At 35.5% G+C, this 23,900-nt stretch carries 30 protein-coding genes; 15 read left to right on the top strand and 15 right to left on the bottom strand.

The genetic code is table 11. The annotated features are described in order from the left end of the window. Positions 1-68: 68 nt before the first annotated feature. Genes A1704_RS19140 through A1704_RS19130 form a run of 3 tightly spaced genes read right to left on the bottom strand, consistent with a single transcriptional unit; the run spans position 69 to position 1,898 of the window. Positions 69-881, bottom strand: coding sequence for a TPM domain-containing protein (locus A1704_RS19140; protein ID WP_062675618.1), 813 nt, complete (start codon positions 879-881; stop codon positions 69-71). Beyond that, entirely contained in the window at positions 862-1,290 is a 429-nt protein-coding gene (locus A1704_RS19135) for a TPM domain-containing protein (protein ID WP_227942397.1), read from the bottom strand. Before A1704_RS19135 ends, A1704_RS19140 begins: the two co-directional genes overlap by 20 nt. A 2-nt stretch (positions 1,291-1,292) precedes the next feature. Continuing rightward, entirely contained in the window at positions 1,293-1,898 is a 606-nt protein-coding gene (locus A1704_RS19130) for a LemA family protein (protein WP_034693337.1), read from the bottom strand. 72 nt (positions 1,899-1,970) lie between these two features. Between A1704_RS19130 and A1704_RS19125 the strand changes: the two genes are divergently transcribed. After that, positions 1,971-2,468: a dihydrofolate reductase gene (locus A1704_RS19125; protein ID WP_062675616.1), complete on the top strand. Its 498-nt coding sequence runs from the start codon at positions 1,971-1,973 to the stop codon at positions 2,466-2,468. A gap of 147 nt (positions 2,469-2,615) precedes the next feature. Beyond that, a complete protein-coding gene (locus A1704_RS19120; RefSeq protein ID WP_034693340.1) occupies positions 2,616-3,185 on the top strand; it encodes a membrane protein in 570 nt (189 codons plus the stop codon). A 63-nt stretch (positions 3,186-3,248) separates the two neighbouring features. On the opposite strand, the gene A1704_RS19115 is transcribed toward A1704_RS19120, so the two are convergent. The 3 genes from A1704_RS19115 to A1704_RS19105 form a co-directional block, all read right to left on the bottom strand. Further along, positions 3,249-3,881, bottom strand: coding sequence for a trimeric intracellular cation channel family protein (locus A1704_RS19115; protein WP_062675615.1), 633 nt, complete (start codon positions 3,879-3,881; stop codon positions 3,249-3,251). A 110-nt stretch (positions 3,882-3,991) separates the two neighbouring features. Beyond that, complete coding sequence (coaD, locus tag A1704_RS19110) at positions 3,992-4,456, bottom strand: pantetheine-phosphate adenylyltransferase (protein WP_034693345.1); 465 nt, start codon at positions 4,454-4,456, stop codon at positions 3,992-3,994. Between the two features lie 89 nt (positions 4,457-4,545). Further along, positions 4,546-5,529 carry a D-alanine--D-alanine ligase gene (locus A1704_RS19105; protein WP_062675673.1) on the bottom strand — a complete coding sequence of 328 codons (984 nt, stop codon included), beginning with the start codon at positions 5,527-5,529 and terminating at the stop codon, positions 4,546-4,548. 156 nt (positions 5,530-5,685) lie between these two features. Between A1704_RS19105 and A1704_RS19100 the strand changes: the two genes are divergently transcribed. The 5 genes from A1704_RS19100 (at position 5,686) to murI (ending at position 10,996) form a co-directional block, all read left to right on the top strand. Continuing rightward, on the top strand, positions 5,686-6,780 hold the full coding sequence (locus tag A1704_RS19100; RefSeq protein WP_062675614.1) for a PASTA domain-containing protein: 1,095 nt from the start codon (positions 5,686-5,688) through the stop codon (positions 6,778-6,780). Positions 6,781-6,853: 73 nt separating this feature from the next. Continuing rightward, entirely contained in the window at positions 6,854-7,927 is a 1,074-nt protein-coding gene (locus tag A1704_RS19095) for an RluA family pseudouridine synthase (protein WP_174525208.1), read from the top strand. 51 nt (positions 7,928-7,978) lie between these two features. Further along, positions 7,979-8,929 (top strand): PorP/SprF family type IX secretion system membrane protein, encoded by a 951-nt coding sequence (locus A1704_RS19090; protein ID WP_047428474.1) that lies wholly within the window; start codon positions 7,979-7,981, stop codon positions 8,927-8,929. A 51-nt stretch (positions 8,930-8,980) separates the two neighbouring features. Continuing rightward, positions 8,981-10,105, top strand: coding sequence for a radical SAM family heme chaperone HemW (hemW, locus tag A1704_RS19085; RefSeq protein WP_082798833.1), 1,125 nt, complete (start codon positions 8,981-8,983; stop codon positions 10,103-10,105). Positions 10,106-10,165: 60 nt separating this feature from the next. Further along, complete coding sequence (gene murI, locus A1704_RS19080; protein ID WP_062675613.1) at positions 10,166-10,996, top strand: glutamate racemase; 831 nt, start codon at positions 10,166-10,168, stop codon at positions 10,994-10,996. Between the two features lie 77 nt (positions 10,997-11,073). On the opposite strand, the gene A1704_RS19075 is transcribed toward murI, so the two are convergent. After that, entirely contained in the window at positions 11,074-11,673 is a 600-nt protein-coding gene (locus A1704_RS19075; RefSeq protein WP_062675612.1) for a nitroreductase family protein, read from the bottom strand. 84 nt (positions 11,674-11,757) lie between these two features. On the opposite strand from A1704_RS19075, the gene A1704_RS19070 reads away from it, so the two are divergent. Next, entirely contained in the window at positions 11,758-12,105 is a 348-nt protein-coding gene (locus tag A1704_RS19070; RefSeq protein WP_034693356.1) for a winged helix-turn-helix transcriptional regulator, read from the top strand. Here the strand turns inward: A1704_RS19070 and A1704_RS19065 are convergent. Next, positions 12,102-12,674, bottom strand: a complete 573-nt coding sequence (locus A1704_RS19065; RefSeq protein ID WP_062675611.1) for an RsmD family RNA methyltransferase — start codon at positions 12,672-12,674, stop codon at positions 12,102-12,104. The two genes, A1704_RS19070 and A1704_RS19065, sit on opposite strands and share 4 nt — an antisense overlap. 116 nt (positions 12,675-12,790) lie before the next feature. Between A1704_RS19065 and A1704_RS19060 the strand changes: the two genes are divergently transcribed. Further along, positions 12,791-14,023, top strand: coding sequence for a porin family protein (locus tag A1704_RS19060; RefSeq protein WP_062675610.1), 1,233 nt, complete (start codon positions 12,791-12,793; stop codon positions 14,021-14,023). 52 nt (positions 14,024-14,075) lie between these two features. Here A1704_RS19060 and A1704_RS19055 read toward each other — a convergent pair whose 3' ends face one another. The 5 genes from A1704_RS19055 to A1704_RS19035 form a co-directional block, all read right to left on the bottom strand. Next, positions 14,076-14,792: a DUF3822 family protein gene (locus A1704_RS19055; RefSeq protein ID WP_062675609.1), complete on the bottom strand. Its 717-nt coding sequence runs from the start codon at positions 14,790-14,792 to the stop codon at positions 14,076-14,078. Between the two features lie 18 nt (positions 14,793-14,810). Further along, positions 14,811-15,305: a Smr/MutS family protein gene (locus A1704_RS19050; RefSeq protein ID WP_062675608.1), complete on the bottom strand. Its 495-nt coding sequence runs from the start codon at positions 15,303-15,305 to the stop codon at positions 14,811-14,813. A 125-nt stretch (positions 15,306-15,430) separates the two neighbouring features. Beyond that, positions 15,431-15,928, bottom strand: coding sequence for a metallophosphoesterase family protein (locus tag A1704_RS19045; protein ID WP_062675607.1), 498 nt, complete (start codon positions 15,926-15,928; stop codon positions 15,431-15,433). Then, positions 15,928-16,377: a hypothetical protein gene (locus A1704_RS19040; protein WP_062675606.1), complete on the bottom strand. Its 450-nt coding sequence runs from the start codon at positions 16,375-16,377 to the stop codon at positions 15,928-15,930. Before A1704_RS19040 ends, A1704_RS19045 begins: the two co-directional genes overlap by 1 nt. A 56-nt stretch (positions 16,378-16,433) precedes the next feature. Beyond that, a complete protein-coding gene (locus A1704_RS19035) occupies positions 16,434-16,901 on the bottom strand; it encodes a hypothetical protein (protein WP_062675605.1) in 468 nt (155 codons plus the stop codon). An 89-nt stretch (positions 16,902-16,990) separates the two neighbouring features. Here A1704_RS19035 and A1704_RS19030 point away from each other — a divergent pair, with 89 nt between their 5' ends. Beyond that, positions 16,991-18,535 carry a serine hydrolase gene (locus tag A1704_RS19030; RefSeq protein WP_062675604.1) on the top strand — a complete coding sequence of 515 codons (1,545 nt, stop codon included), beginning with the start codon at positions 16,991-16,993 and terminating at the stop codon, positions 18,533-18,535. A 323-nt stretch (positions 18,536-18,858) separates the two neighbouring features. On the opposite strand, the gene A1704_RS19025 is transcribed toward A1704_RS19030, so the two are convergent. Together A1704_RS19025 and A1704_RS19020 are read right to left on the bottom strand one after the other, a co-directional pair. Next, positions 18,859-19,752, bottom strand: a complete 894-nt coding sequence (locus A1704_RS19025) for an archaemetzincin (RefSeq protein WP_062675603.1) — start codon at positions 19,750-19,752, stop codon at positions 18,859-18,861. Next, positions 19,733-20,209: a SixA phosphatase family protein gene (locus A1704_RS19020; RefSeq protein WP_062675602.1), complete on the bottom strand. Its 477-nt coding sequence runs from the start codon at positions 20,207-20,209 to the stop codon at positions 19,733-19,735. The genes A1704_RS19025 and A1704_RS19020 overlap by 20 nt, the downstream gene beginning before the upstream one ends. A gap of 115 nt (positions 20,210-20,324) precedes the next feature. On the opposite strand from A1704_RS19020, the gene ruvX reads away from it, so the two are divergent. The 5 genes from ruvX to A1704_RS18995 all read left to right on the top strand — a co-directional run bounded on the left by ruvX (position 20,325) and on the right by A1704_RS18995 (position 23,877). Next, positions 20,325-20,741 (top strand): Holliday junction resolvase RuvX, encoded by a 417-nt coding sequence (gene ruvX / locus A1704_RS19015; protein WP_062675601.1) that lies wholly within the window; start codon positions 20,325-20,327, stop codon positions 20,739-20,741. After that, complete coding sequence (gene def, locus A1704_RS19010) at positions 20,738-21,310, top strand: peptide deformylase (protein ID WP_034693378.1); 573 nt, start codon at positions 20,738-20,740, stop codon at positions 21,308-21,310. Before ruvX ends, def begins: the two co-directional genes overlap by 4 nt. Before the next feature lie 74 nt (positions 21,311-21,384). Continuing rightward, complete coding sequence (locus A1704_RS19005) at positions 21,385-21,942, top strand: DUF5606 family protein (RefSeq protein ID WP_062675600.1); 558 nt, start codon at positions 21,385-21,387, stop codon at positions 21,940-21,942. 237 nt (positions 21,943-22,179) lie between these two features. Beyond that, positions 22,180-22,947 carry a nucleoside triphosphate pyrophosphohydrolase gene (gene mazG, locus A1704_RS19000; RefSeq protein WP_062675599.1) on the top strand — a complete coding sequence of 256 codons (768 nt, stop codon included), beginning with the start codon at positions 22,180-22,182 and terminating at the stop codon, positions 22,945-22,947. A gap of 57 nt (positions 22,948-23,004) precedes the next feature. Next, complete coding sequence (locus tag A1704_RS18995; RefSeq protein ID WP_062675598.1) at positions 23,005-23,877, top strand: SdiA-regulated domain-containing protein; 873 nt, start codon at positions 23,005-23,007, stop codon at positions 23,875-23,877. Positions 23,878-23,900 lie beyond the last annotated feature (23 nt).

Genomic DNA, 23,900 nt, shown 5'->3' with positions numbered 1-23,900 from the left:
TTGGTTTTTAAATAAAAAAAATCAGATCGTGATGATCTGATTCTATATCATTTTTGAATATTTCTTGATTACCATCCACCGGATGCACCGCCTCCTCCGAAACTTCCACCACCGCCGAAGCCTCCGAATCCGCCTCCGCCACCTGAACTTCCACCGCCAAAGCCACCTCCTCCGAAGCTGCCAGGGAACGGGAAGAAACCACCAGGATAATTTCTGCGTCCTCTTCTGGTGATAATCACATCATCATCGTCGTCATTATTTCCGCCACGTCCGCCACCTCTGTTTCCAAAAAGGATAGCAATGATGATGAAAATAATAAAAGCAATAATAAGAACTTTAAATGCACTTCCATTGCCGGAAGGAGCTGTTGTGGCTACAGGTTTGAATTTTCCCTCAACAGCCTCCATAATCGCTGAGGTTCCACCATTGATCCCTTCATACCAAAGTCCTTTCTTGAAATTTGGGGTGACGATGTAATCTAAGATCTGTCCAGCTACAGAAGCAGTAAGGTATTGCTCTACGGCACGTCCCTGCTGGATAGACATGGTTCTGTCTTCTGTGGCAATAAGAAAGACAACTCCGTTATCTACTCCCTTTTTTCCGATTTTCCATTTCTCACCAAACATGGTTGCCAGAAAATTCACATCTTCTCCTTTGGTAGAGCGGATGATGACTACTTCAATTTCCGTTGAGGTAGAATCTGCAAACTTGATCAGTTTATGATTAAGTGCATCTTTTTCCTGTTGGGAAAGCAATCCGGCTTCATCAAAAACAGGATACAGCACCGCAGGTTTTTCAGGAATGGTATATTGTGCTGATACAAAAGTGTAAAAGCAGAGTAGTAAAAATGAAAATACTATTTTAAGAGAACGTAATTTCATTTGGAAGTTGGTTTGGGTTTTCTCCTTCTACAGGAAAATGTTTTTTGAGTTCAAGTCCTGTTTCCAGGATGGCACTTTTTAGGGCCTGATAATAATTTCCTTTGGCAAATTCAGCGGTGATATAATCGTGAAGATGATCCCAGTAAGATTGTTTTACTTTTTCATGAATGCCGGTATCTCCAATGATGGTAAGATATTTCTGTTCAAAATTGACATGGAAGAGTACCGCATTTCTGTCTGCTGTTTTATCCATAGCCAGTTTTTTGAAAACTTCAAATGCAGTCTTGGCATCCCGGTTTTCCGTATTGGAATCAATATGCACTCTGATCTCTCCCGTAGAATGATCTTCCGCAGACTGAATCGCTTCCACAAGGGAAGCGATCTGTTGATTTGTTAGGAAATTACCCATTATTATTTGAATACTTCAGGAGCTTTTTGAGCGCCTGCGTCAGCTTTGAAATAAGGTTTTTCTTTGAAGTTGGTGAAATTCGCCAGAATATTATTCGGGAAAGTCTTGATGGAAGTATTATAATCCTTTGCAGCATCATTATAGTAAACCGTTTCAGTTCTGATACTATTTTCAATAGCAGTGTATTCTCTCTGGAAGTTGATATACTGCTGGTCTGCTTTTAGGTTAGGATAAGATTCCACCACGGCCATCAATCTGCTTAATGCACCCGATAATTCTCCCTGTGCTGCCTGGAATTTAGCCAGATCAGCTTCGGTCATATTCGTAGGATCAATATTGATGGAAGTAGCTTTGGAACGGGCTTCCACAACTTGTGTTAAAGTTTCCTGCTCAAATTTTGAATACGATTTTACGGTTCTTTCCAGGTTAGGAATAAGGTTCGCTCTTTTCTGATATACAGTCTCTACATTAGACCATTTTGCGTTCACAGTCTGTTCTTTGTTGACAAAGCTGTTATATCCGCTTTTTCCCCAGAAGAATAGAATTGCAACAATAATAAGAAGGGCAATACCAATGGTTCCTGCACCCAGACATCCTTTATTTTTCATAGTTTATTTTTTAAATTTTTTGTGCTAACCAAATATACAAATTATGTGCTAATTTTGTAAAAAATTATTTGAATGACAACAATAGTGGTGGCAATGGGAGAGAAAAATGAAATTGGTTTTGAAAACCAGTTGCTTTGGCATCTTCCTAAAGATTTGAAACATTTTAAAGATATTACTTCCGGACATCCGGTTATTATGGGGAGAAAGACCTATGAAAGTATTGGAAAAGCTCTTCCGAACCGTACCAATATTGTTGTGTCAAGAAAAAAAGACTGGTTTGAGGAAGGAATTCTTATTGTAGGAAGCATCAAGGAAGCATTGAAATTTGCTAAGAAGATTGATGAGGAAGTTTTCGTTATCGGTGGCGGAAATATCTATGAGCAGACTATGGATGTAGTGGACAAACTTGAAGTTACTTTGGTGAAAGCAGATCTTCAGGCTGATACATACTTTCCGAAAATAGATCCTAAAATCTGGAAAATGACTAACGAAATCTGCCATGAGAAAGATGAAAAGAACGGCTATGATTTCTGTTTCCAGACATTTGAAAAAATCAAAAAAGAAGATTAGATATCAATAGTCAATTTTGCTTCGCAAAGTGAATCGTGAATTTTCCGCAGTTACAAAATTAACAAACGCAGCGAATTGACCATTCACCATTGACTTTTTGAACTTTAAGCTCTAAATTTATTATCTTTGCACTTCTAAAATTTAATAATGAATAAATACATAAAAATTGCAGTAGCAGCAGTTCTTATCCTGTTAGGACTTTATATGATGATTTTCACAAGAAATCTTGGTTGGGGTATTGTTGTTTTTCTTTTGGCTGCATTTCCCATCTTGCTATTCTTTAAAAACGAATATATCCTATTGGCATTCTGGCAATTGAGAAAACAAAATATGGAGAAAGCCGGAGAATGGTTATCCAAAATAACAGATTATAAAGGACAGCTTCATAAAACTCAATACGGATATTTTCACTATTTATCAGGACTGACGCAAGCTCAGGATCATCCTGCGAAAGTAGAGCCTTTCATGAAGAAAGCGTTGGAGTACGGTTTGAATATGAAACACGACAGAGCAATGGCTACTTTAAATCTTGCTGCAGCAGCTATTTCTAAAGGAAGAAAGCAGGAAGGTCAGAAGTTGCTGGAAGAAGCAAAAAGACTGGACAGTGCCGGAATGATGACCGATCAGATCAAAATGATGAAAGATCAGTTGAAAATGCCAACCATGCAGAAGCATATGCATAACCCGAATATGAGAAACAGAGGGAAATTCTTCTAATCAAAAAAAATAAAAATAAAAAGCACCTTTTTGAGGTGCTTTTTTATGTGTTAAATATCAAATTTACATTTCTGAGTTTTGATCATAGCCATAAAATTTAGGCATCTGCCAATGGTATTTTACAGCAAATGTTCGAATCGCAACGATCAGTAAAATAGTGAAGATTTGTATAAAAGTATAGGAAAGCACTGTATACCTGGTCATCAATAGAAATGCTGCTCCGCCCACTATACATGCTGTGGCATAAATTTCCTTTCTGAAAATTAATGGAATTCTATTGAGTAATATATCCCGGATAATCCCTCCAAAACAACCTGTAATAGTTCCTAATGCAATACAGATCATAGGATGAATACCTGCATTTAAACCTTTTTGTACACCGATTATGGTAAATAATCCAAGTCCGAAGCTGTCGAAGATAAATAAAGTTACTTTAAAGTTTTTCTCAAGAGATTTGAAAATCATTGAAAAAATACTGGTCACCAGAATCAGGGTACACATCAGAATATCATGCATCCAGAATACAGGGATATCCAGTAACAGGTCTCTTACAGTTCCTCCTCCTACAGAAGTTACAAATGCAATAATAAGCACTCCGAACGGATCAAGCCGTTTCTGCATCGCTGCAAAACTTCCGGACATGGAAAAGGCAATGGTCCCCAGGACTTCTATTGCAAAATTGAACTGTTCGTGCATATATAATTATAAATGATTGTTGATAAATGATAATTGATGAATGATTTCTGCTTAAGCAAATTCTTGGCCATTATATCAATTATCATTTATCGCTCATCAATTATATTTTTTTATCTCTCCACTCTCACAGAGTCCGGAACCATCAGTTCATATTCGCCGCCGTGGTTAATAACTTCCCTTACAATGCTGCTACTGATGAATGATTTTCCTGAGGAAGTCAGTAAGAATACGGTTTCCAGTTTTTTATGAGCTAATGTTCTGTTGGTATGAGCAATCGCTTTTTCAAATTCAAAATCTGCCGGGTTTCTTAATCCTCTGATGATGTACTGAGCATTTTTTTCAAAACAGTAATCTACTGTTAGACCTTCAAATGAATCTACTTCCACATTGGGAAATTCTGCTACAGAGTTTTGAATAAATTCCATTCTTTTTTCAAGAGGGAACATATATTTTTTCTGAGAGTTCTGTCCGATAGCGATGATTAATTTATCAAATAGCGGTGCCGCTCTTTCTATAATGTCGTAATGTCCTAGTGTAATAGGGTCAAAAGACCCTGGAAAAACAGCAATTTTCATGTTGTATGAGTTATGACGTTGAATGGTAAATTATCAGTTAAAAGCTATGTATTTATTATTTTCTAACCTCTAATTTCTAACTTCTATATTTACTTATTAAGTGCTTTTTCTACTTCATTTCCACAAAGATCCATAATGGAAATTCCATAATGTCTTGCCTGCTGAGGGAGAATACTTGCAGGAGAGAATCCTGGGTTGGTATTCATTTCAAGCATATAAGGAATTCCGTTCATCAGAATGTATTCACTTCTTGAAAAACCACTCATGCCTAATGAATCGTAAGCTCTTTTGGCGATTTCTTCCACTCTTTTAGTGGTCTCTTCGTCAATTCTTGCAGGGGTAATTTCTTCAGAAGCACCTTCATATTTTGCTTCATAATCAAAGAACTCATTGGTAGGAACAATTTCTGTAATTCCTAAAACAATAGTTTCTCCTTTAAAATCAATAACTCCTACAGAAACTTCCATCCCGTCCAGGAAACTTTCAATCAGGATTTCGTCATCTTCCTTGAAAGCAATTTCAGTAGCGGCAATCAGTTCCGATTTTTCTTTTACCTTAGAAATTCCCAGAGAAGATCCTGATTGGTTAGGTTTTACAAATAAAGGAAGGTTAAGTTCTGATACAATTTCATCCACATTGATGTCTTCCCCTTTTCTTAAATAAATACTTTTTGCAGAAGGAATTCCGTATTTTGATAACACGGCAAGAGTGTCTTTTTTATTGAAAGTAAGGGCACTCTGGTAAAAATCACAACCTGTATATTTTTGACCGATGGCATCCCAGTAGGCCTGAAGAATTCCGTTTTCTCCCGGAGTCCCGTGGATGATATTGAAACAAACATCAAATTTTAAAGTTTCCCCATTATCTAAAGTCACAGAAAAATCTCCTCTGTTGATGGCATATTTTTTATCATTTTCACCTAAAAAATACCATTCATCTTTAAGGACTACTACTTTATATACGTCATAGAGATTTCTGTCTAAAGAATCATAAATCAATTGTCCGCTTTTTAAGGAAACAACATATTCATCGGAATAGCCTCCCATTACTACGGCAACACTTTTTTTATTCATAACCATATAGTATCAATTAAGGCAAATTTAATCATTTTATGCAATGCAATATGGGAAATCGGCAAATTTTAAAATCAAAAATGAATTGTGTTAAATAAAAAGTCCATTCTAAAATTATTAGCTATATTTGCGGTTATAATTAAAGTATTTTTAAGTATGCTTAAATCACTTTTCAATTGGAAAGTTTTACTGAATTTAGTAGTAGCCATCGGTGTTTTCGTTGGGCTGGTATGGCTCACATTTCGCTGGTTGGAGTACCATACTAACCACGGTCAGGAAATTCCTGTTCCCAATATTGTAAATAAATCGGTACATGATGCCGTAAAAATATTAGATGATACAGGGCTGGAATATGAAGTAGACAGTGCCAATTACGACCCGAAATACAGACCATTCCAGGTATTGCAGGTATATCCTGCACCAGGTTCCCGTGTAAAAGACGGAAGAACTGTAACGCTTAAAGTAAATCCGAGAACATGGGCTCCTATTGCGGTGCCGAATGTTATTAATAAATATTCCGGACTGGCCTTTCAGAGATTGGATCAGGTAGGTCTTAAAATCGGTGATACGATTTATGAGCCTAGTATTCAGAAAGATGCCCTTTTAAGAATATTATATAAAGGAAATGCTGTAAACCCAGGTACGCGTTTACCAAGATTCTCTACCATTGATGTTGTGGTAGGATCGGGGCCAATGAGAAATATTTCTATTCCTAATGTTGTAGGACTTACGGTAAAAGAAGCAAGAGCTGTCATTACCAAGAGTATGTTTGAAGTAGGGCTGGTAGAGCATGAAGATGGAAGTAAAGATGAATCTGATATTATTTATTATCAGGATCCTGCCTCCGGAGATGTTCGTGATCAGGGAATGCAGATCGATCTTTGGGCAAGTAAAAAGACTCCGGCAGAATTAAGAGCGAAAGTAGAGCAGTTGAATTCTATCTATCGTATGAAAGTGGATACTTCACTTCCTCCGGTACGATATGAAGAAGTGCATAGTGAGCCAAGTTATGATGCTCCGGTTGTACCCGCTCCTGCTCCAAAAAGAGAAACTCCAAAGCCGGAAGCTCCAAAGACAGAGGCCTCTAAAAATCAGACTACAGCAGCTAAACCAGCTTCTGCAACTGTTGAAAAACCTAAAACACCTGCAGGGAACGGTACTCACACTGCTGGAAGTACAACCAAACCTGCAGCAACAACAACACAACAGCCTGCTCAAAAGCCAAAAGCTAAGAAGGTTGTCGTAGAATAAGATCAGATTAATATCAAAAATACAGGCTTCAACTATAAAATGTTGAAGCCTTTTGTGTAAAAAATATAAAACAATGTCAGAAGATAACGACGATTTTTTAGATGAAGAATTATTAGATTCCAACAGTATCGAAAACATCGATATTGATGAGGAAAATAAAGGATTGTATGAACATCTTAATATCACTGTCGACAGCAAACAGGAACCATTAAGAATAGATAAGTTCCTTTTAATATACAGACAGAATTCTTCAAGGAATAAAATTTCACAGACCTGCAGAGCCGGAAATGTTATAGTGAACGGAACAGCGGTGAAACAGAATTACCGTGTAAAACCGGGAGATCAGATCTCAGTTTTGCTTACCCATCCTCCAAGAGAAAATGTCATTATTCCCCAGGATATTCCTGTGAATATCGTTTATGAAGATGATGACTTGGTTGTTGTGGATAAGGAAGCGGGAATGGTGGTACACCCAGGATTTGGAAACTGGGACGGAACATTGGTGAACGCATTGGCCTTCCACTTTGAAAAGAATGGTGAAAAATCCGATCTTGACAGGGTAGGGCTTGTTCACAGAATTGATAAAGATACCTCAGGACTATTGGTGATTGCCAAGAATGAATATGCATTAAGTTTCCTGGCAAAACAATTCTTTAACCGAACCACCAAAAGGCTGTATTGGGCTTTTGTATGGGGAAATATGCAGGATGAAGAAGGTACCATCAGAGGCCATATCGGAAGGCATCCTAAAAACAGAATGCAGATGTCTGTTTATGAAGATGGCAGCCAGGGAAAACACGCGGTGACCCATTATAAAGTGCTGGAAAGATTCAAATATATGACCTGGGTGGAATGTAAACTGGAGACCGGAAGAACGCATCAGATCAGGGCGCATTTCAGACATATCGGGCATACTTTATTTAATGATGAAAGATATGAAGGACATACACCTTTAAGAGGGGTAAATCTTCCAAAATACAAGCAATTTATTAAAAATGTTTTTGAAATTTTGCCAAGACATGCCCTTCATGCCCATACCCTAGGATTTATACACCCAACAACAAAAAAGGAATTATATTTTGAGAGCCCAATGCCCAAAGATATGGCGGATGCCGTAAAAAAATGGAGAAATTATTTAGAAAACTAAAAATATATTGAGAATTTTTTTATATTTGTTGAATTGAAATCAAGATTTGTTATGAGAAAACTATATGCTATCGTATGTTTAGCTCTTTTGTCAAATGCATACAAAGCACAAGAATCACTACCATACTATCAGCAATATCTTTTGGATGGTGAGTTCCTGTTCAACCCAGCTCAATACGGAAAAACAGATTACGTACAGCTCAACGCCAATTATCAACAACAATTTTCAAAATTCAGTAATTCTCCGAATGTTCAGTCAATCGGGATTAATGCGAATATATTTGATAGAGTAGGTGCTGGTATTTCCGTGTTTAGAGACAGTAACGGACCGATCTCTGCTGGTGGTATCACGGCTGGTGCTTCATATTTTATTCCGCTAAGTAGTGAAGGAGACAGAAAAGACCAATTCTCTTTCGGTACAAGTGTTAACTTCTATAACATGAATTTTGATTATTCAAAAATCAATACTGAAGAAGGTGGTGACCCACTATTGAGAGGTGAAGAAAGTAACATCTTTATGGTATATGCAAACTTCGGTTTGGCAGCTACCTACAGAGGTTTATTCGGGGGTGTTTCCGTAAATGATATCGCATTAAGTAATGATGCTTCTATTGTAAACAACTACGAGCCTTCTCCAATTAAATTCTTCTTAAACTTAGGATACAACTGGAATATTGCTGATAATATTACATTAGCACCTTCAGCGTTAATCAATCTTAATACAAATTCAACGAGAATGATAGACTGGAACCTAATGGCTACATTCTCTAATGATATTAACGCATTCTCTTTCGGGGTAAGTTACAGAACGGTTCAGAACAGATTTGATAATCAGAACCTAAGTATCTCTCCAATTGTAAAAGTAAGATTCAACAAATTCATGATCGGAGCTACTTATAACCTTGGATTGTCTGACATCCAGAGCTATGGAGGAAACAGCTTCATGATTGGTCTGGGGTATAACTTCGACAACTTCATTAATGCTAGAGGATTTAGATATTAATTAATTTAATTTAAATAAATTTGAGCTCTGAAATTTTTCAGAGCTTTTTTTATGATTTATATTCACATTCCGTTCTGTAAACAAAAATGCAGTTACTGTAACTTTCATTTTTCAACATCCCTGAATTTTAAGGATGATATGCTTCGTGCTATGAAAACTGAAATACTATTGAGAAAAGATGAGCTACAGAATAAAAATCTGAAATCCCTGTATTTTGGAGGGGGAACTCCTTCTATTCTTTCTGTGGATGAGATCAGTTCTTTAATAGATGATGTTCTGAAGTACTTCAGTTTTGAAAACGATATAGAAGTCACTCTGGAAGCCAATCCCGATGATCTGGATAAAGACTTTTTAAAACAGCTTGCGGGAACACCGGTGAACAGACTGTCTATTGGTACTCAAAGTTTTTTTGAAGAAGATCTTAAACTGATGAACAGAGCTCACAATGCTTCCGAAGCAGAAAGTTCCATCAAACGGGCACAGGATTTCGGCTTTGAAAACCTGAGTATTGACCTGATCTATGGTTCACCCACATCCAATCTTGAAATCTGGAAAGAAAATCTGAATAAGACAATTGCTTTAGAAGTTCCTCATATTTCATCTTATGCATTAACTGTTGAGCCCAAAACAGCTTTAGAAAGCTGGATTTCAAAAGGGAAAATAAAAAGTCCCAAAGAAGAAGAGCAAAACAGTGAATTCTATTATCTATCAGACTTTTTAAAAGACAATGGTTTTGAACATTATGAAGTGTCTAATTTTGCAAAACCTGGTTTTTACTCACGACACAATTCTGCTTACTGGAAATATAATGAATATCTTGGAATAGGCCCCTCAGCACATTCCTATAACGGATTTGATGTAAGAAGCTGGAATGTAGCCAATAATCAGCAATACATCAAAAAACTGAATGATAAACTTCTGGCTAAAGAAGAAGAAATTCTTTCCCATGAAGATCAGTTTAACGAAATGATTATGATTGGTTTACGTACCATTTGGGGTGTAGATCTGGAAAGTTTAAAAAATAAATTTTCAGACAGAATGCTGGAACATTTTCAGAGAGAGAGCAAGTTCAAAATTGAGGAAGGTATTTTAATCATTGAGAATGAACATTTAAAAATTCCTGAAAAACATTGGTTTATGGCAGACGGAATTGCGTCGGATTTGTTTATTGTATAATGTTTGTATGTATACAGCATGCCATAAAATTCACTATTTTTGTATAAAATTTCAACTCATTTGAAAACGAAAAAACAAGATTATTCACATCTTTCACCCAACCAGCCTATCGGAATTTTTGATAGTGGAGTAGGAGGTCTTACCGTTGCCAAAGAAATTAAAAGACTTCTGCCTCACGAAGACCTTATTTACTTTGGAGATACAAAGCACCTTCCTTACGGAGAAAAATCCAAGGAAGCGATTATTGAATATTCTACAAAGATCACCAATTTTCTGCTGGAGCAGAACTGTAAAGCCATTGTCATTGCCTGTAATACGGCAACAGCTAATGCTTTAAATGAAGTGATGCAGTCTGTTGCGGGAAAAGTACCTGTAATAGACGTTATTAACCCTGTTGCTGAAAAAGTATCATACGAAATCCATAATAATGTAGGCGTCATTGCTACCAAAGCAACCGTGAATTCAGGATTATATAAAAAGAGCATCAGAAAACATAATAAATGGATCAAAGTGGATGAACTGGCAACACCATTACTGGTTCCTGCCATTGAAGAAGGATTTAAAAACCATCCAATTACTCATGCTATAATCTACAATTACTTGAGTAACAGTAAACTGAAGAATATTGAGACCTTGATTCTGGGCTGTACCCATTATCCTCTTTTAATAGATGAAATCAAGCAGTATTATGGAAACAGAGTCCGTGTAATAGATTCTCCGAATATTGTGGCTAACCATTTGAAGATTATTCTGGATAAGTATAGTCTTTTAAATGATAACAATCACCAGCCGAATTATCACTTCTACCTTTCCGATCTTACCAAGAATTTTGAAAAGATCTCCAAGAAGTTCTTTGGAAAAACCATCGATTTAGAATTGAAAGTATTATAAATAAAAAGTCTGCCTCATATTGAAGCAGACTTTTTTATTAGGCCTTTGTGAAAGAGATTGTGAAATTTGTGTTTATGTTACGCCTCTATAATTACTTTTTCAGCATTCAGCCTTTTCTTCGGATTGAATTTCGGCTGATTAGCATCTGCTTCATCTCTCTGTCCGATGGCTACGGCAAATAAGGTTTCATATTTTTCATTATTCAGAATAGCATCATAACCTTCCGGTTCAATTCCTTCCATTGGAGTAGAATCTATTCCCATTGCTGCGCATGCAGACAAAAGAACTCCTAATGATAAATATACCTGATGACCAAGCCATGATTTTATTGCTTCTTCTCCCTGAGGTTTTACCATCGTTCGGTAATAATTAACAGAACCTTCAGGAAGGTTTTCTTCAATTTGCTTTTCAAAGTTTTCTATGTTTCTGATCACTTGAAAAACAATTACATGACTACTATCCAGTACTTTTTCTTTATTAAAATAAGACTTGTCACCCAATTCCTTTTTCAGTTGCGGATCATTAACGAAAATAAAATTCCATGGCTGGCTGTTAATGGAGGAAGGACTTAAGTTTAAAATCTCCTGAAGCATTGCAATTTGTTCTTCACTGATTTTTCCCTGTGGATTATACTTTTTTACAGTATACCTGTTTTTCATTTGGTCTAAAAAGTTCATAATTTTATACTATCATTTTTATAGTTACAAAATTAATTTAAGTTTCATAACTTTGCAATAACGGTAAAAAATGATAGTATAAAAATGTATACAATAGATAATAAATCCTATCCCTGCTGTACCAGCGTTACGATGAAATTTATCGGAGGGAAATGGAAAGCAGTAATTTTACACCACCTTATTGGAGGAGCGAAGCGTTATAATGAAATAAGAAAATCCATTCCTACTATTACGGAAAGAACATTGAGTTTACAGCTAAAACAACTGGAAGAAGACGGAATTGTGGACAGAAAAGTTTTTACAGAAAAACCTCCTTTAGTGGTAGAATATGAATTAACGGACTTTGGAAAGACGCTTTTACCTGTTTTAGAAGCTATAACAAAATGGGGCGAAGAATCTCCGGTCATATCAAAAAAAATAATCAGGAATTAAAGTTCCTGATTATCTTCTTTATTGGGTTCAAAAAAACTGAAACTTACGTTTCCGTATTTTCGGGTATCTATTAAATTGGGATGGTCAAGTTTCATACGACTTTGGTGCTCTACAATAAGAACTCCGTTTTCCTTCAGGTATTTATTGTTTAAAACAAGAGAAATCAGCTCGTGGTATTTTTTCTCTTCCATTTCAAAAGGAGCATCAGAAAAAACAATCTCAAAAGATTTTTTATTTCTGAATTTTTTTAGCCAGTCGAAAACATCTCCTCGCTGTACATTGATCTGAAGTGCCATGTCAAGCTCAGATGCAGTGGTATTTATAAAGGCGGTATGCTTCGGATTCAATTCTACAGACGTTACATTTTGACATCCTCTGGAAGCAAATTCAAAGGTGATAGAGCCAATTCCTGCAAAAAGATCAAGCACGGAAATCGACTGCATATCGTATTTATTTTCCAGAATGCTGAATAAAGCCTCTTTCGCAAAATCGGTGGTAGGTCTTACTTCAAAGTTTTTAGGAGCTGCAATTTTTTTGGCTTTCCATTTGCCTGATATTATTCTGAACATACTGAAATTATTATAGACAGCGAAATTACTAAATGTTGACAAATAAAAAAGAAACAAGGAAGTATTTATTTTTATTTCGATAGAATGTTTACTTTTGCGCCTTGAAAATAATAATCATGAATAAATCATTTTACACATTTTTGTTCAGTGTTGTTCTAAGTTTAACATTATCTGCACAAAATAACTTTGAAAAAGGCTATGTAATCAATAGCAATGGAGAGAAAATTGAAGGGTTGATAAAGAATCTTGATTGGAAAGACTCTCCCTCTCAGATTAGCTTTAGACAAGAAAATAACCCTTCCGTTAAAACATATACTATTGATAACATTAAAAGTTTTGAGATAGAAGGCAAAGTGAAATATGTAAAAGCAGAAGTGAATGTTGATATGTCCAGTGATGATATCAATGCTTTAACGGAGGATGAAAAACCTCATTTTACTAAAAAGACAGTGCTACTTAAAACGGTTATCGAAGGGAAATATACTCTGTATAAATATGCCAGTGAGTATCTGGAGCGTTTTTTTTATCAAAAAGAAAATGAAATAGAACCTTTAATATTTAAAAGATACCAGATATCAAGTTCCCAGGTGGGTAAAAATAATACGTACCAAAATCAATTAAAAACTTTATCGGACTGTGGTAATATTACAGCATCACAATTTTCAAAGTTGGAATACAGAGAGAGTAGCCTGAAAACTGTCTTTATTAAGTTGAATACTTGTGGAAATGAAGACTATAAAAGTTTTGATGAAAAAAAAGCAAATAAAAAAATATTTCATTTATCTGTAAGACCAGGAATTAATTTTTCATCTTTAGATATTAAGAATAATTCGCTTAATAATGTTTTCGATTCTGATTACGGAAGTAAAACTAATTTTAGAATGGGCATTGAAGCAGAGTTTGTACTACCGTTCAATAATAACAAATGGTCAATTATTGCAGAACCTACCTATCAATATTTTAAAGCTGATAAAGAAGTATTTACAAGTACTATTTTAGGCGAAAAAGTATCAAATAAATCTTCGGTAAAGTACTCATCTATTGAGATTCCTGTAGGAGTAAGATATTATGCGTTTTTGAATGAAAAATCAAAATTGTTTTTCAATGCGTCGGCGATATTTGATATTCCAATGGGAGATTCAGAAGTGACCTATGAAATATATAACTATGCTAAGGAAAAATATAAAATTGAATCCGGAATGAATTTAGGACTTGGAATAGGTTATAAATACAATGACAAATATAGTGTTGAGTTGAATGTACATACAAAAAGAGATCTACTTAAGCTGGATCAACAAGATACATCTTATCAAAACTTTTCAATTATCCTGGGATACACATTATTCTAGATATAATAATGATGAAGATTAAAAAAGGTACTGCGTTCTGGCAGTACCTTTTTTAATTTAATATAAAATTTTTATTGGGAATATTGTCAAAGACAATTTTCAGATTTTTAACAAATTTCTGAAGTTCGGAAATAAACGTTTCATTTTCCGTCGTTTCTCCATAAGCATAAAAGCTGGTTTCATTGATTCCAAAACCGATCTTGCTCAATGTAAACATAATGAAGTAAAGGAAATCTACTTCAGAATTGACATCCAGATTATTATAAAGGATGATTTTCTTATTATCAATCGCAAAAAACTCACATTGATTGTGATACAGATTGATATGAATTTCCTTATTCGTTTTATTATTGATTGAACTTAAAAACTTTTCCCCGGAGAAATTAAAATGAACCGGTATTGCCAGTTCTTTTATTTTCTTATAGTAGTTTTTCGGGAACGTATAATAAAACTGAATATTGAATTTTTTGTTGATAGAAAGCATCAGTTCTTCTTTCTCTCTGTTGGTAGGAGCATTGAAGGCAATTAAATCAAATCCTGCATCATGCTCAGAAAAACCTTCGGGCATCAGGGTAAAGTGGTTCAATGCTGAAATCACATGGATTTCGTCATAGCGCTGCTTTATAAGAACTTCATCCAGCTTTTGGTCAATAAGACTGGCTGGTGTCTCTTCAGTAACGAAATAAGACTTTTCTTCCAGAATGTTTTTGTTTTTAACAATCTGATAGATTAATCCGTCTTTGGTAAAAAGTAAATTAAGTACGTTCATATTTCAATTCCTGCAAATTTAGTGAAATTCTACCATTACCGCACCCGATTGATGGTGAAGTATTTCCTTATTATAAAAATCAATATTAACCTGGCTTTCCAATACATCCCGAACCATCCTCTGTAAAGTTCCGTCGCCAATGCCGTGAACAATTTCAAGTCTCTTCAGATTGTTTTTTCTGCAAAACTCAATCACTTCAATCAGTTTTTCCTTTTGAATAAACAATCTTTCAAAACTGTCATAATCATTGGGATTCTTTACCAAATTATGAAAATGCAGGTCTAAAACCAAATGATTTTTCTGATGTTTTTTAGAAATGATTTTTCTAGGCTCCTCTTTTCTTACGACTCTGATATTTTCATAAAGATCAGTATCTTTAGGAACCAGTTTTTCTTTGGGATACTGATGAGTAAAACCATATTCGTCTTTAAAAACGACAATATTACCCTTCACGGAAGTAACTACTCCGCTTAAATCTTCATCTACTACCGAAACCTTATCGCCAATTTTCATATTTTTCAAGACTTCTGTGAGCCATTATTTGTGCAAAGGTAAAAAGTAAAACGGATGAACACAAACTCCTCTACCTTCGAACTCTTCAACACTCAAACCCTCCAACTTTCACACACTCTTCCTCATCACACTCTTGGTCCCAGTTCTATGACCTCCAGATCTTTGATTTCCTCACCATCCACCACAAAGCGCATCATTGTTCTCACTTTATGCCAACCCTGTTTTCCGCAAGCTCCCGGGTTGAGATGAAGAAGACTGTTTTTCTGGTCATACATTGCTTTTAAAATATGGGAATGACCTGAAATAAATAATTTCGGAGCTTTTTCTGCAATTTCCTTTTTCGTAAGTGGAGTATATTTTCCTGGATAACCTCCGATATGGATCATCAGAACTTCCAGTTTTTCACAGAAGAAACGGTTCACTTCCGGAAATTCTGCCTGAATTTTAGCATTATCAATATTTCCGTAAACACCCCTCAATGGTTTTATTTTTTCCAGTTGTTCAATCACATCCATACTTCCGAAATCTCCACAATGCCATACTTCGTCAGCCTGAGAAGCATATTCCAGAATTCTATCATCAATATAAGAATGAGAGTCGGAGAGGAGAAGAACTTGTGTCATTATCTAAGGATTATTTCAGTAATATTTTCGTTGTATTTATCTTTGAAAATGGCTACGCGATCCGCATTAAGCTCTCCGTCATGATTGATCACTCTTTCTTTCAATAACCATTTTACCAACTTTTCCATTCCTTTTTTAGAATTCATGAAATTGGCAATTTTACCGATATCAGTAGATTTTACCTTTACCTTTTCTGTCAGAAAATTCAGGATAAAATAATCATCACTTACATAGCTTGGCGTTTCATTATCCATATATCGGTAAAGAAGAACTTCCTCATCGTTTTTCATAGAGAAAAAAGAATATTGTGCCACATTAATTTTTTCAGCCTTCAGGATCTGCTTCCCATCCAGTAAAACTTTATCGTCTTTGATGGTTACATCCTGACAAAAATATAAATTACAGCTTATCATCAATAAGAAGAAAGCCAATATTTTGTTTACTAACATTTTAATTTTTTTAAGACTGCAAATATAAAGAAGCTTTTATCAATTCACAGGAGAAGCTAATCAGTAATATTTTTTGTTTTCCTTATAGAATCAAGTTTCTTTTCAATATCTGCACTGAAGACCTTTTTAAGTTTCAGTTGATTCTCTGTAAGCTTTGAAATAACAAAAGTACCGGTCATATTGGTATTAGAAGGGAAAACCAACGTTACTGTAGAATCTGAAGCTTTTTTCCAGCTCCCGATATAACGGTCTGGCTTTTCGTTTTTTTTATTTACAGGTTCTTCCAGGGTATCATATCTTAAGGTAGATTTAATCAGATTTCCTGTGATTTTTCCATTTTTCTGAAATCTGATTCCTTCTCTTCTTGCCTCAAAACCATCCTGTTTTTCGTAAGTATAGATATAAGTGTCCATTTTACTTAGATTCCAGGTCTGCAAAAGTAAAGGGTTTGAAGTTCTGTCCTGGGCTTTGACCCCAATGATAGCGAAAAGAGAGAAAATACAGATACAAATAGGCTTTTTCATGAATACAACTGATTTATCGTAAAGTTTTAGCATGGGCTAAAATGAGCATCGTTTAATATTTAGTAAATTTGGGAAAATTAAAATAAACAATGAAACAGAAACTTTCTTTTTTCATTTTTCTTTTGACCGTAGGATTGGCCAATGCACAGGTTGAAGAAAAAAAGCTGGACGAACTGATCCAAAATACCCTGAAAACCTTTGATGTACCGGGAATGTCGGTAGGAATTGTGAAAGGTGGTAAAATGATCTATTCCAAAGGGTTTGGGGTACGTTCTCTTACAACAAAGCAGCCAATGGATGACAATACGCTGGTAGGGATTGCTTCCAACTCAAAAGGCTTTACCTGTACAGCATTAGCCATCTTAGCAGATGAAGGAAAACTGAACTGGGATGATAAAGTTTCAAAATATATTCCAGAGTTTCAAATGTACGATCCCTACGTTTCTCAAAATGTAACAATCAAAGATCTTATTACTCACAGAGCAGGATTAGGACTTGGCCAGGGAGATCTTATGTTCTTTCCGGAAGGAGGAAACTTGACTGTTAGTGATATTGTTCATAATGTGAGATACCTGAAACCGGAAAATCCTTTCAGAACAAAATTGGATTATAACAATATCATGTTTATTGTAGCCGGAGAGGTCATTCACAGAGTTTCCGGATTAAGCTGGGCAGAATTTATTGAGCAAAGAATTATGAAGCCTGTAGGCATGACTTCAAGTTTCGGAAGCTATAACAGAGCAAAAGCTATAGCTAATAAAATTGATGCACACGCTCCTGTAGACGGAAAAGCAATTGCTGTTCCTCACGACTGGAATGAGACGGGCAATGCAGCAGGAGGAATTATGAGTAACATTAAAGACATGACCACGTGGGCGGAATGTCTGTTGAATAATTTCACCACAAAAGATGGTAAAAAACTGGTTTCGGATAAGAATGTTCAACAACTTTGGAGTCTGCAGATTCCGGATAGAGTGGCTGCAAAAAATCCTTATGATACAAGTTTCTATGGATACGGTTTAGGATGGTTTTTAAGTGATGTTAAAGGACACAAGCAGGTGCAGCATACCGGTGGATTGATCGGAACGGTTACTCAATTTACTTTAATTCCGGATATGAAACTGGGAATTGTAGTCTTGACGAACCAACAGTCAGGAGCCGCTTTCAATACTATTACGAATACCGTGAAAGATTCTTATCTTGGGGTAGCCGATAGAAACTGGCTGAAAACCTATGGCGAAAGAATGGCTAAAATGGAAGCCGAATTCAGCAAACAAAAGAAAGATGCTTTTGCAAAATCCGAAGCCTTCAAAAAAGAAAAAGCACTGCAGCCAAAAGCAGAACAGTTCACAGGGACATATAATGATATTTGGTTTGGTGATGTAGAGATTGCTCAGCAGGGAAATAGCTACAGAATTTCGTGCAAAAACTCTCCAAGATTAAAAGGAGAATTACTTCCATACTCTAATAATTCTTTTATTATTAAATGGGACGACAGAAGCTATGATGCAGATGCCTATATTATTTTCAGCTATGACGAAAACGGAAAAGCAGAATCTGCAAAATTAAAAGCGATCTCTGATGTGACGGATTTTAGTTTTGATTTTGATGATCTGGATTTGAAGAAGAAATAAAATCGAAATTACATAAGATATTTTATAGAGAACGGGCTTTGATCCGTTCTTTTTTTGTTTGTTAACCTCGAATGCCACAAATTTATTCACAAATAACACTCATTTTAATGATCATTGAAAATAAGAACTGAAATAATTCAATAGAAACGGGCTATCATCCTGAGCATAAGCTGAAAGGTTACGAACACCAGTTCAAGAAGGAAGACCGTTTTTTCATGTTTACAACGATAATGGCTTTAGTCGAAGCTAATCACCCCTTCAAAAAATAAATTTTTTGCCACCTCTGGAGGAGGGAAATAGGCAGTCGGTAAAAGGATGTTGGTTTATTGTACAAGATTCAGGTCTTGCTGTGATAGGGAAAGTTCTGTGTTAAGATGTTGCTTTTCAAAGAAATTTTTCAATTCACGAAGTCTTTTCTTAGGATCATAATGGATACTTGAATTGAGTTTTCTCTGGCAGAGTGAACATGCTCTTGCGAGGTGATAATCTGTTTCAGTAAGCGTATTGGTTCCATTCATCACGCAGTTGGCATTCAGACAATGGCTTATTCCAAACATATGCCCGATCTCATGAGAACTGATCTTTATTAATCTCAGAAAACTCTCATTAAAGTTGGAATCGCTTAAATGACCGTTTGCAAATCTATACATTGACGTTACCCCTACACCTTTTTCATAAGATGCCAGTCCGAAAACATAGTTCCATTCCGGTTTTGGAAAAAGATCTTTTTCTGTAATTCCCATCACTACTACAGCATCTTTAGGTTTTCTTTTGATCAGAATGCTATCCAGTACATATTCTGCAAGAATCTGTTCATTCCCTTCCTTCGAAATTCTTCTTACATTTTCAGGAAATATAGTGTTAGGCAGTGCTGGTAGTATTTTGGTCTCCAGTTGGTAATATGTTTTTAAATATTCCTTTGTGAGGATTATTTCTTTTTTCTGAAGTTCATCGAATGTTCCTATCGGCTGTAGATAAATGATATTTGTTCCGGGCTGTGGTTTTATCTTTTTTAATTTTTGAAAATCTTCAAATGTCTGGAAATGTTCATCATGATTATACCGCCAGCTTCCGGGTTTGGGAGAAGAGGAAAGTTTGATGTCATTGAATGCAATAGATTCATAGTAATTTTTCTTCTGTTTCTGACAAGAGAAAAGAAGGGTAATTATTGTGACATAAAAAAATAGAAAAGTGAAATTATATTTTCCCTGGTTCATAAAAGAAAAGAAGTTTCTTTTTAGCACCATCGAATTCTGACCAGGATTCACAGTCTACTTCAAAACCTGCAACTCCGCAAGTGGGAAAATGGAAAATATCTTCAGAAATGGAATTGGCAAAATTGGAAATTCCATTATTGTGAGAGAAGAACGCAACTGAATTCAGGTTGTCATCCAGATCATAAATTACAGATTCAAAGCTTCTTTCCGAAGGGTTATATAGTTTTTCATCAGTTGAACAGTTCAGCTGATAGGCCTGATTAAAGATTTTACAGGTATTCAGTGCACGAACCGCGGGGCTGGACACAAAATGATCAATGGAAATATTATTGTTTTTCAGGAATCTGGACATGTGCATAGCATCCTCCAAACCTTTGTCTGCCAAAGGTCTGTCAAAGTCCTCCGTTTCCTCCGGCCAATCGCTTTTTGCATGTCTAACGAGGATGAGTTTCTTCATATAATTGTTTTTTGGAAGATTAAAATTATAAAAAAAATAATGGAATAAAACATGATTTATATAAAAAAACTGCGTTATGAATAAAATCAGTAAATTTTACTAAATTTGCAAACTTATGGGACAAATCCTTGCAATAGACTACGGAAAGGCTCGTTGTGGTATCGCTGCAACCGATGATATGCAGATTATAGCCAGTGGGCTGGAGACTGTGGAGAACCGTTTTTTAATGGAATTTTTGAAAAAATATTTCAATGAAAATAAGGTGGATGAAGTAGTAGTTGGGCTTCCCATAGATTTGAAAGGGAATGTTTCAGAAGTGGAAACCGATATTTTAAAATTCATAGAAGAATTTAAAAAAGAATTTTCGGATATTGCAGTTCACCGTTTTGATGAAAGATTTACCTCCAAAATGGCTTCGTTTTTTATTTCCCAAAGTGGAAAAAACAAGAAAAAGAGGCAGGAAAAAGGATTAATAGATAAAGTAAGTGCAACAATTATATTGCAGAATTTTTTAGAACAAAGATTAAGATGATATTACCGATAAGAGCTTTTGGGGATCCTGTTTTGAGAAAAGTGGGAAAAGATATAGACAAAGATTATCCCGAATTACAGGAACTGATAGATAACATGTTCGAAACCATGTACAGTGCAAATGGCATAGGTCTTGCAGCGCCACAGATTGGTTTGGATATCCGTCTGTTTGTAATAGATGTGACGCCTCTTGCAGAAGATGAGGATTATGAAGATATTAAAGATGAGTTGGCGGAGTTCAAAAAAGTATTCATTAATGCGCAGATTCTTGAAGAGTCAGGGGAAGAATGGAAGTTCAATGAGGGCTGTCTTTCTATTCCGGATGTAAGAGAAGATGTGAAAAGAAAAGGAACAATCGTTATTGAATATTATGACGAAAATTTTGTGAAACATACAGAAACTTTTTCCGATATTAGAGCCCGCGTAATTCAGCATGAATATGACCACATTGAAGGAGTTCTGTTTACCGACCACCTGAGCGCTTTGAAGAAGAAACTCGTAAAAGGTAAGCTGACCAAAATCTCTCAGGGTGACGTGAACATCGGTTACAAAATGAGATTTCCAAAATAATTAAATAAGGATTAAAACGAATAATAAAAAGCAAAAAGCTAGTGCTGATTGCAGAATTTACAAAAAATAAAATTATGCTGTTAGAAAAAATAATTTCAATTTCTGGAAAACCAGGACTTTTCAAATTAGTTTCTCAATTAAGAAACGGATTCATCATTGAAGATGTTACCTCAAAGAAAAAAGTAAGCATTGGAAACTCAAGCCAGGTAAGTTTATTGGATAATATTGCCATGTTTACATTTGAGAAAGAAGTTCCTTTGTTTGAAGTATTTGAAAATATTGCTAAAAACAACGATTATAAGGAAACAATCTCTCACAAATCTTCTGATGCAGATCTGAAAGATTTTATGCTGGAATCACTTCCTAACTATGATACAGAAAGAGTATATTCTTCTGATATCAAGAAATTGGCTCAATGGTATAACATTCTTCAGAAAGCAGGATATATTACTCCTGATAGCTTTGTAAAAGCAGAGCCTGAAACTTTGGAAGGAGAACCAGCTGAAGAAGTAAGCATTGAAAAAGAAGCTAAGAAAGCGGCTCCAAAAGCAGAAAAGCCAGCCGCTCCAAAAGTAAAAGCTACTTCAGCTGCAAAATCAGCTCCGAAAAGTACACACAGAAAACAAGGATAATTCATTTTTGAATTAAAAATACAAAACCTTGTCTGGAATTTCCGGACAAGGTTTTTTGTTTTTTTCAAGGCAAAAAATAATTGATGCTAATATTCCAAACCTAGCAGGTTTTGAGAACCTGTTAGGTTTACATATTGAATCTATCCGGATTCTGCACTTCGCAACTTTTACTTCCAACGTTTGTAATGATGTCCGAATATCCCTTACATTTGTATAAGATTGAATTTACCATTATTTATGAATACGAAACAAGAGAAACTGGAGGCCTTCGGAAGATTACTGGATATTATGGATGATTTGCGTGAAAAATGTCCATGGGATCAGAAACAGACATTCCAATCACTTCGCCATCTTACCCTTGAAGAAACCTACGAACTTTCAGATGCTATTTTACAGGAAGATTTACAGGAAATAAAAAAAGAATTGGGTGATGTTTTGCTTCATTTGGTTTTTTATGCTAAAATCGGTTCTGAAAAAGGAAGTTTTGACATTGCAGATGTTATCAATTCCCTTAATGAAAAGCTGATTTTCCGTCATCCTCATATCTATGGAGATGTTGATGTGAAAGATGAGGAAGAAGTGAAACAGAACTGGGAAAAATTAAAATTGAAAGAAGGAAACAAATCTATTTTAGGTGGAGTTCCGAAAAGTCTTCCAAGTTTGGTAAAAGCTTACAGAATTCAGGATAAGGTGAAAGGAATAGGTTTTGAGTTTCATGATGCAGAAGATGCCTGGAAAAAGGTAGATGAAGAAATTCAGGAGTTTCATGCTGAAACGGATTTGGATAAAAAAGAACAGGAGTTGGGGGATGTTTTCTTCTCACTTATCAATTATGCAAGAATTTCAGGAATCAATCCCGATTCTGCGTTGGAAAGAACCAATCTGAAGTTTATTTCAAGATTTCAAAAGATGGAAGGCCTTGCCGGGGAACAGGATTTAAAACTGGCAGATATGTCTCTGGAAGAAATGGATGTTCTTTGGGAAAAGGCAAAAAAACTTTCATAGTTGCCGATTGGAACAATTAATGCTTCTTATATTCAGTTAAAAAAATAAAATATAAATATGTTACGCTTTCTTATTTTACCCGCCTTGCTTTTGTTAAGCTGCAATCCAAAAGCCCAGAATTCTCCTGCTAAGGAAGACGAATTGAAAGTACAGTTTTCCTTACCCAAGAAGTTGAAGGAAGTTTCCGGAATTACTTTGTCAAAGGACAAGAAAACAATCTGGGCGATAGAAGACAGAGGAAATAAAAATGCAATATACGGGCTAAGTGATAAAGGCGATATGCTGGCAAAAATACCGGTAGAAAATGCTGAAAATACAGACTGGGAAGATATCATATCTGATCCCCAGGGAAATATTTATATCGGAGATTTTGGGAATAATGACAATAACCGACAGGATCTGGCCATCTTAAAAACAGATTTGAAAGATACCAAACAAATTGCGGCCAAGGTTGTTCAGACTACAAAATTCCATTATCAGGGACAGACGGAGTTTCCTCCCAAAAAATCAAATCTTTTGTACGATTGTGAAGGTTTTGTGGAAATGGACGGAAATTTTTACTTATTCACCAAAAACAGAAGCAAAGGTTTTGATGGAACTTTCCTTGTATTCCAGGTACCCAATAAAGAAGGCGATTTTGAAGCAAAGTTAATAGGAAGGTTAAAACTTGATGGAGGGTATAACGATGCTGCTATTACCTCTGCCAGCATCAACAGTACAAAAGATAAGATTGTATTGCTTACCCATAAAAATGTTCACGTTCTTACCGGATTTACAGCAGACAATTTCAGTACTGCAAAAATCCAGAAAATCCCTTTACATCATAATTCTCAGAAGGAAGCCGTTGTATTCTTTGATGATAAGACATTAATGATCGCAGATGAGAAAGGGAAAGATGAAGGTGGAAATGTGTATACTTTTTCTTTGTAATAAACAAACCTCTATAAAAATTC

The sequence above is a fragment of the Chryseobacterium cucumeris genome (genome assembly GCF_001593385.1).
GTDB classification, from domain to species: domain Bacteria; phylum Bacteroidota; class Bacteroidia; order Flavobacteriales; family Weeksellaceae; genus Chryseobacterium; species Chryseobacterium cucumeris.
This window is presented reverse-complemented; position numbering and strand designations above follow the sequence as displayed.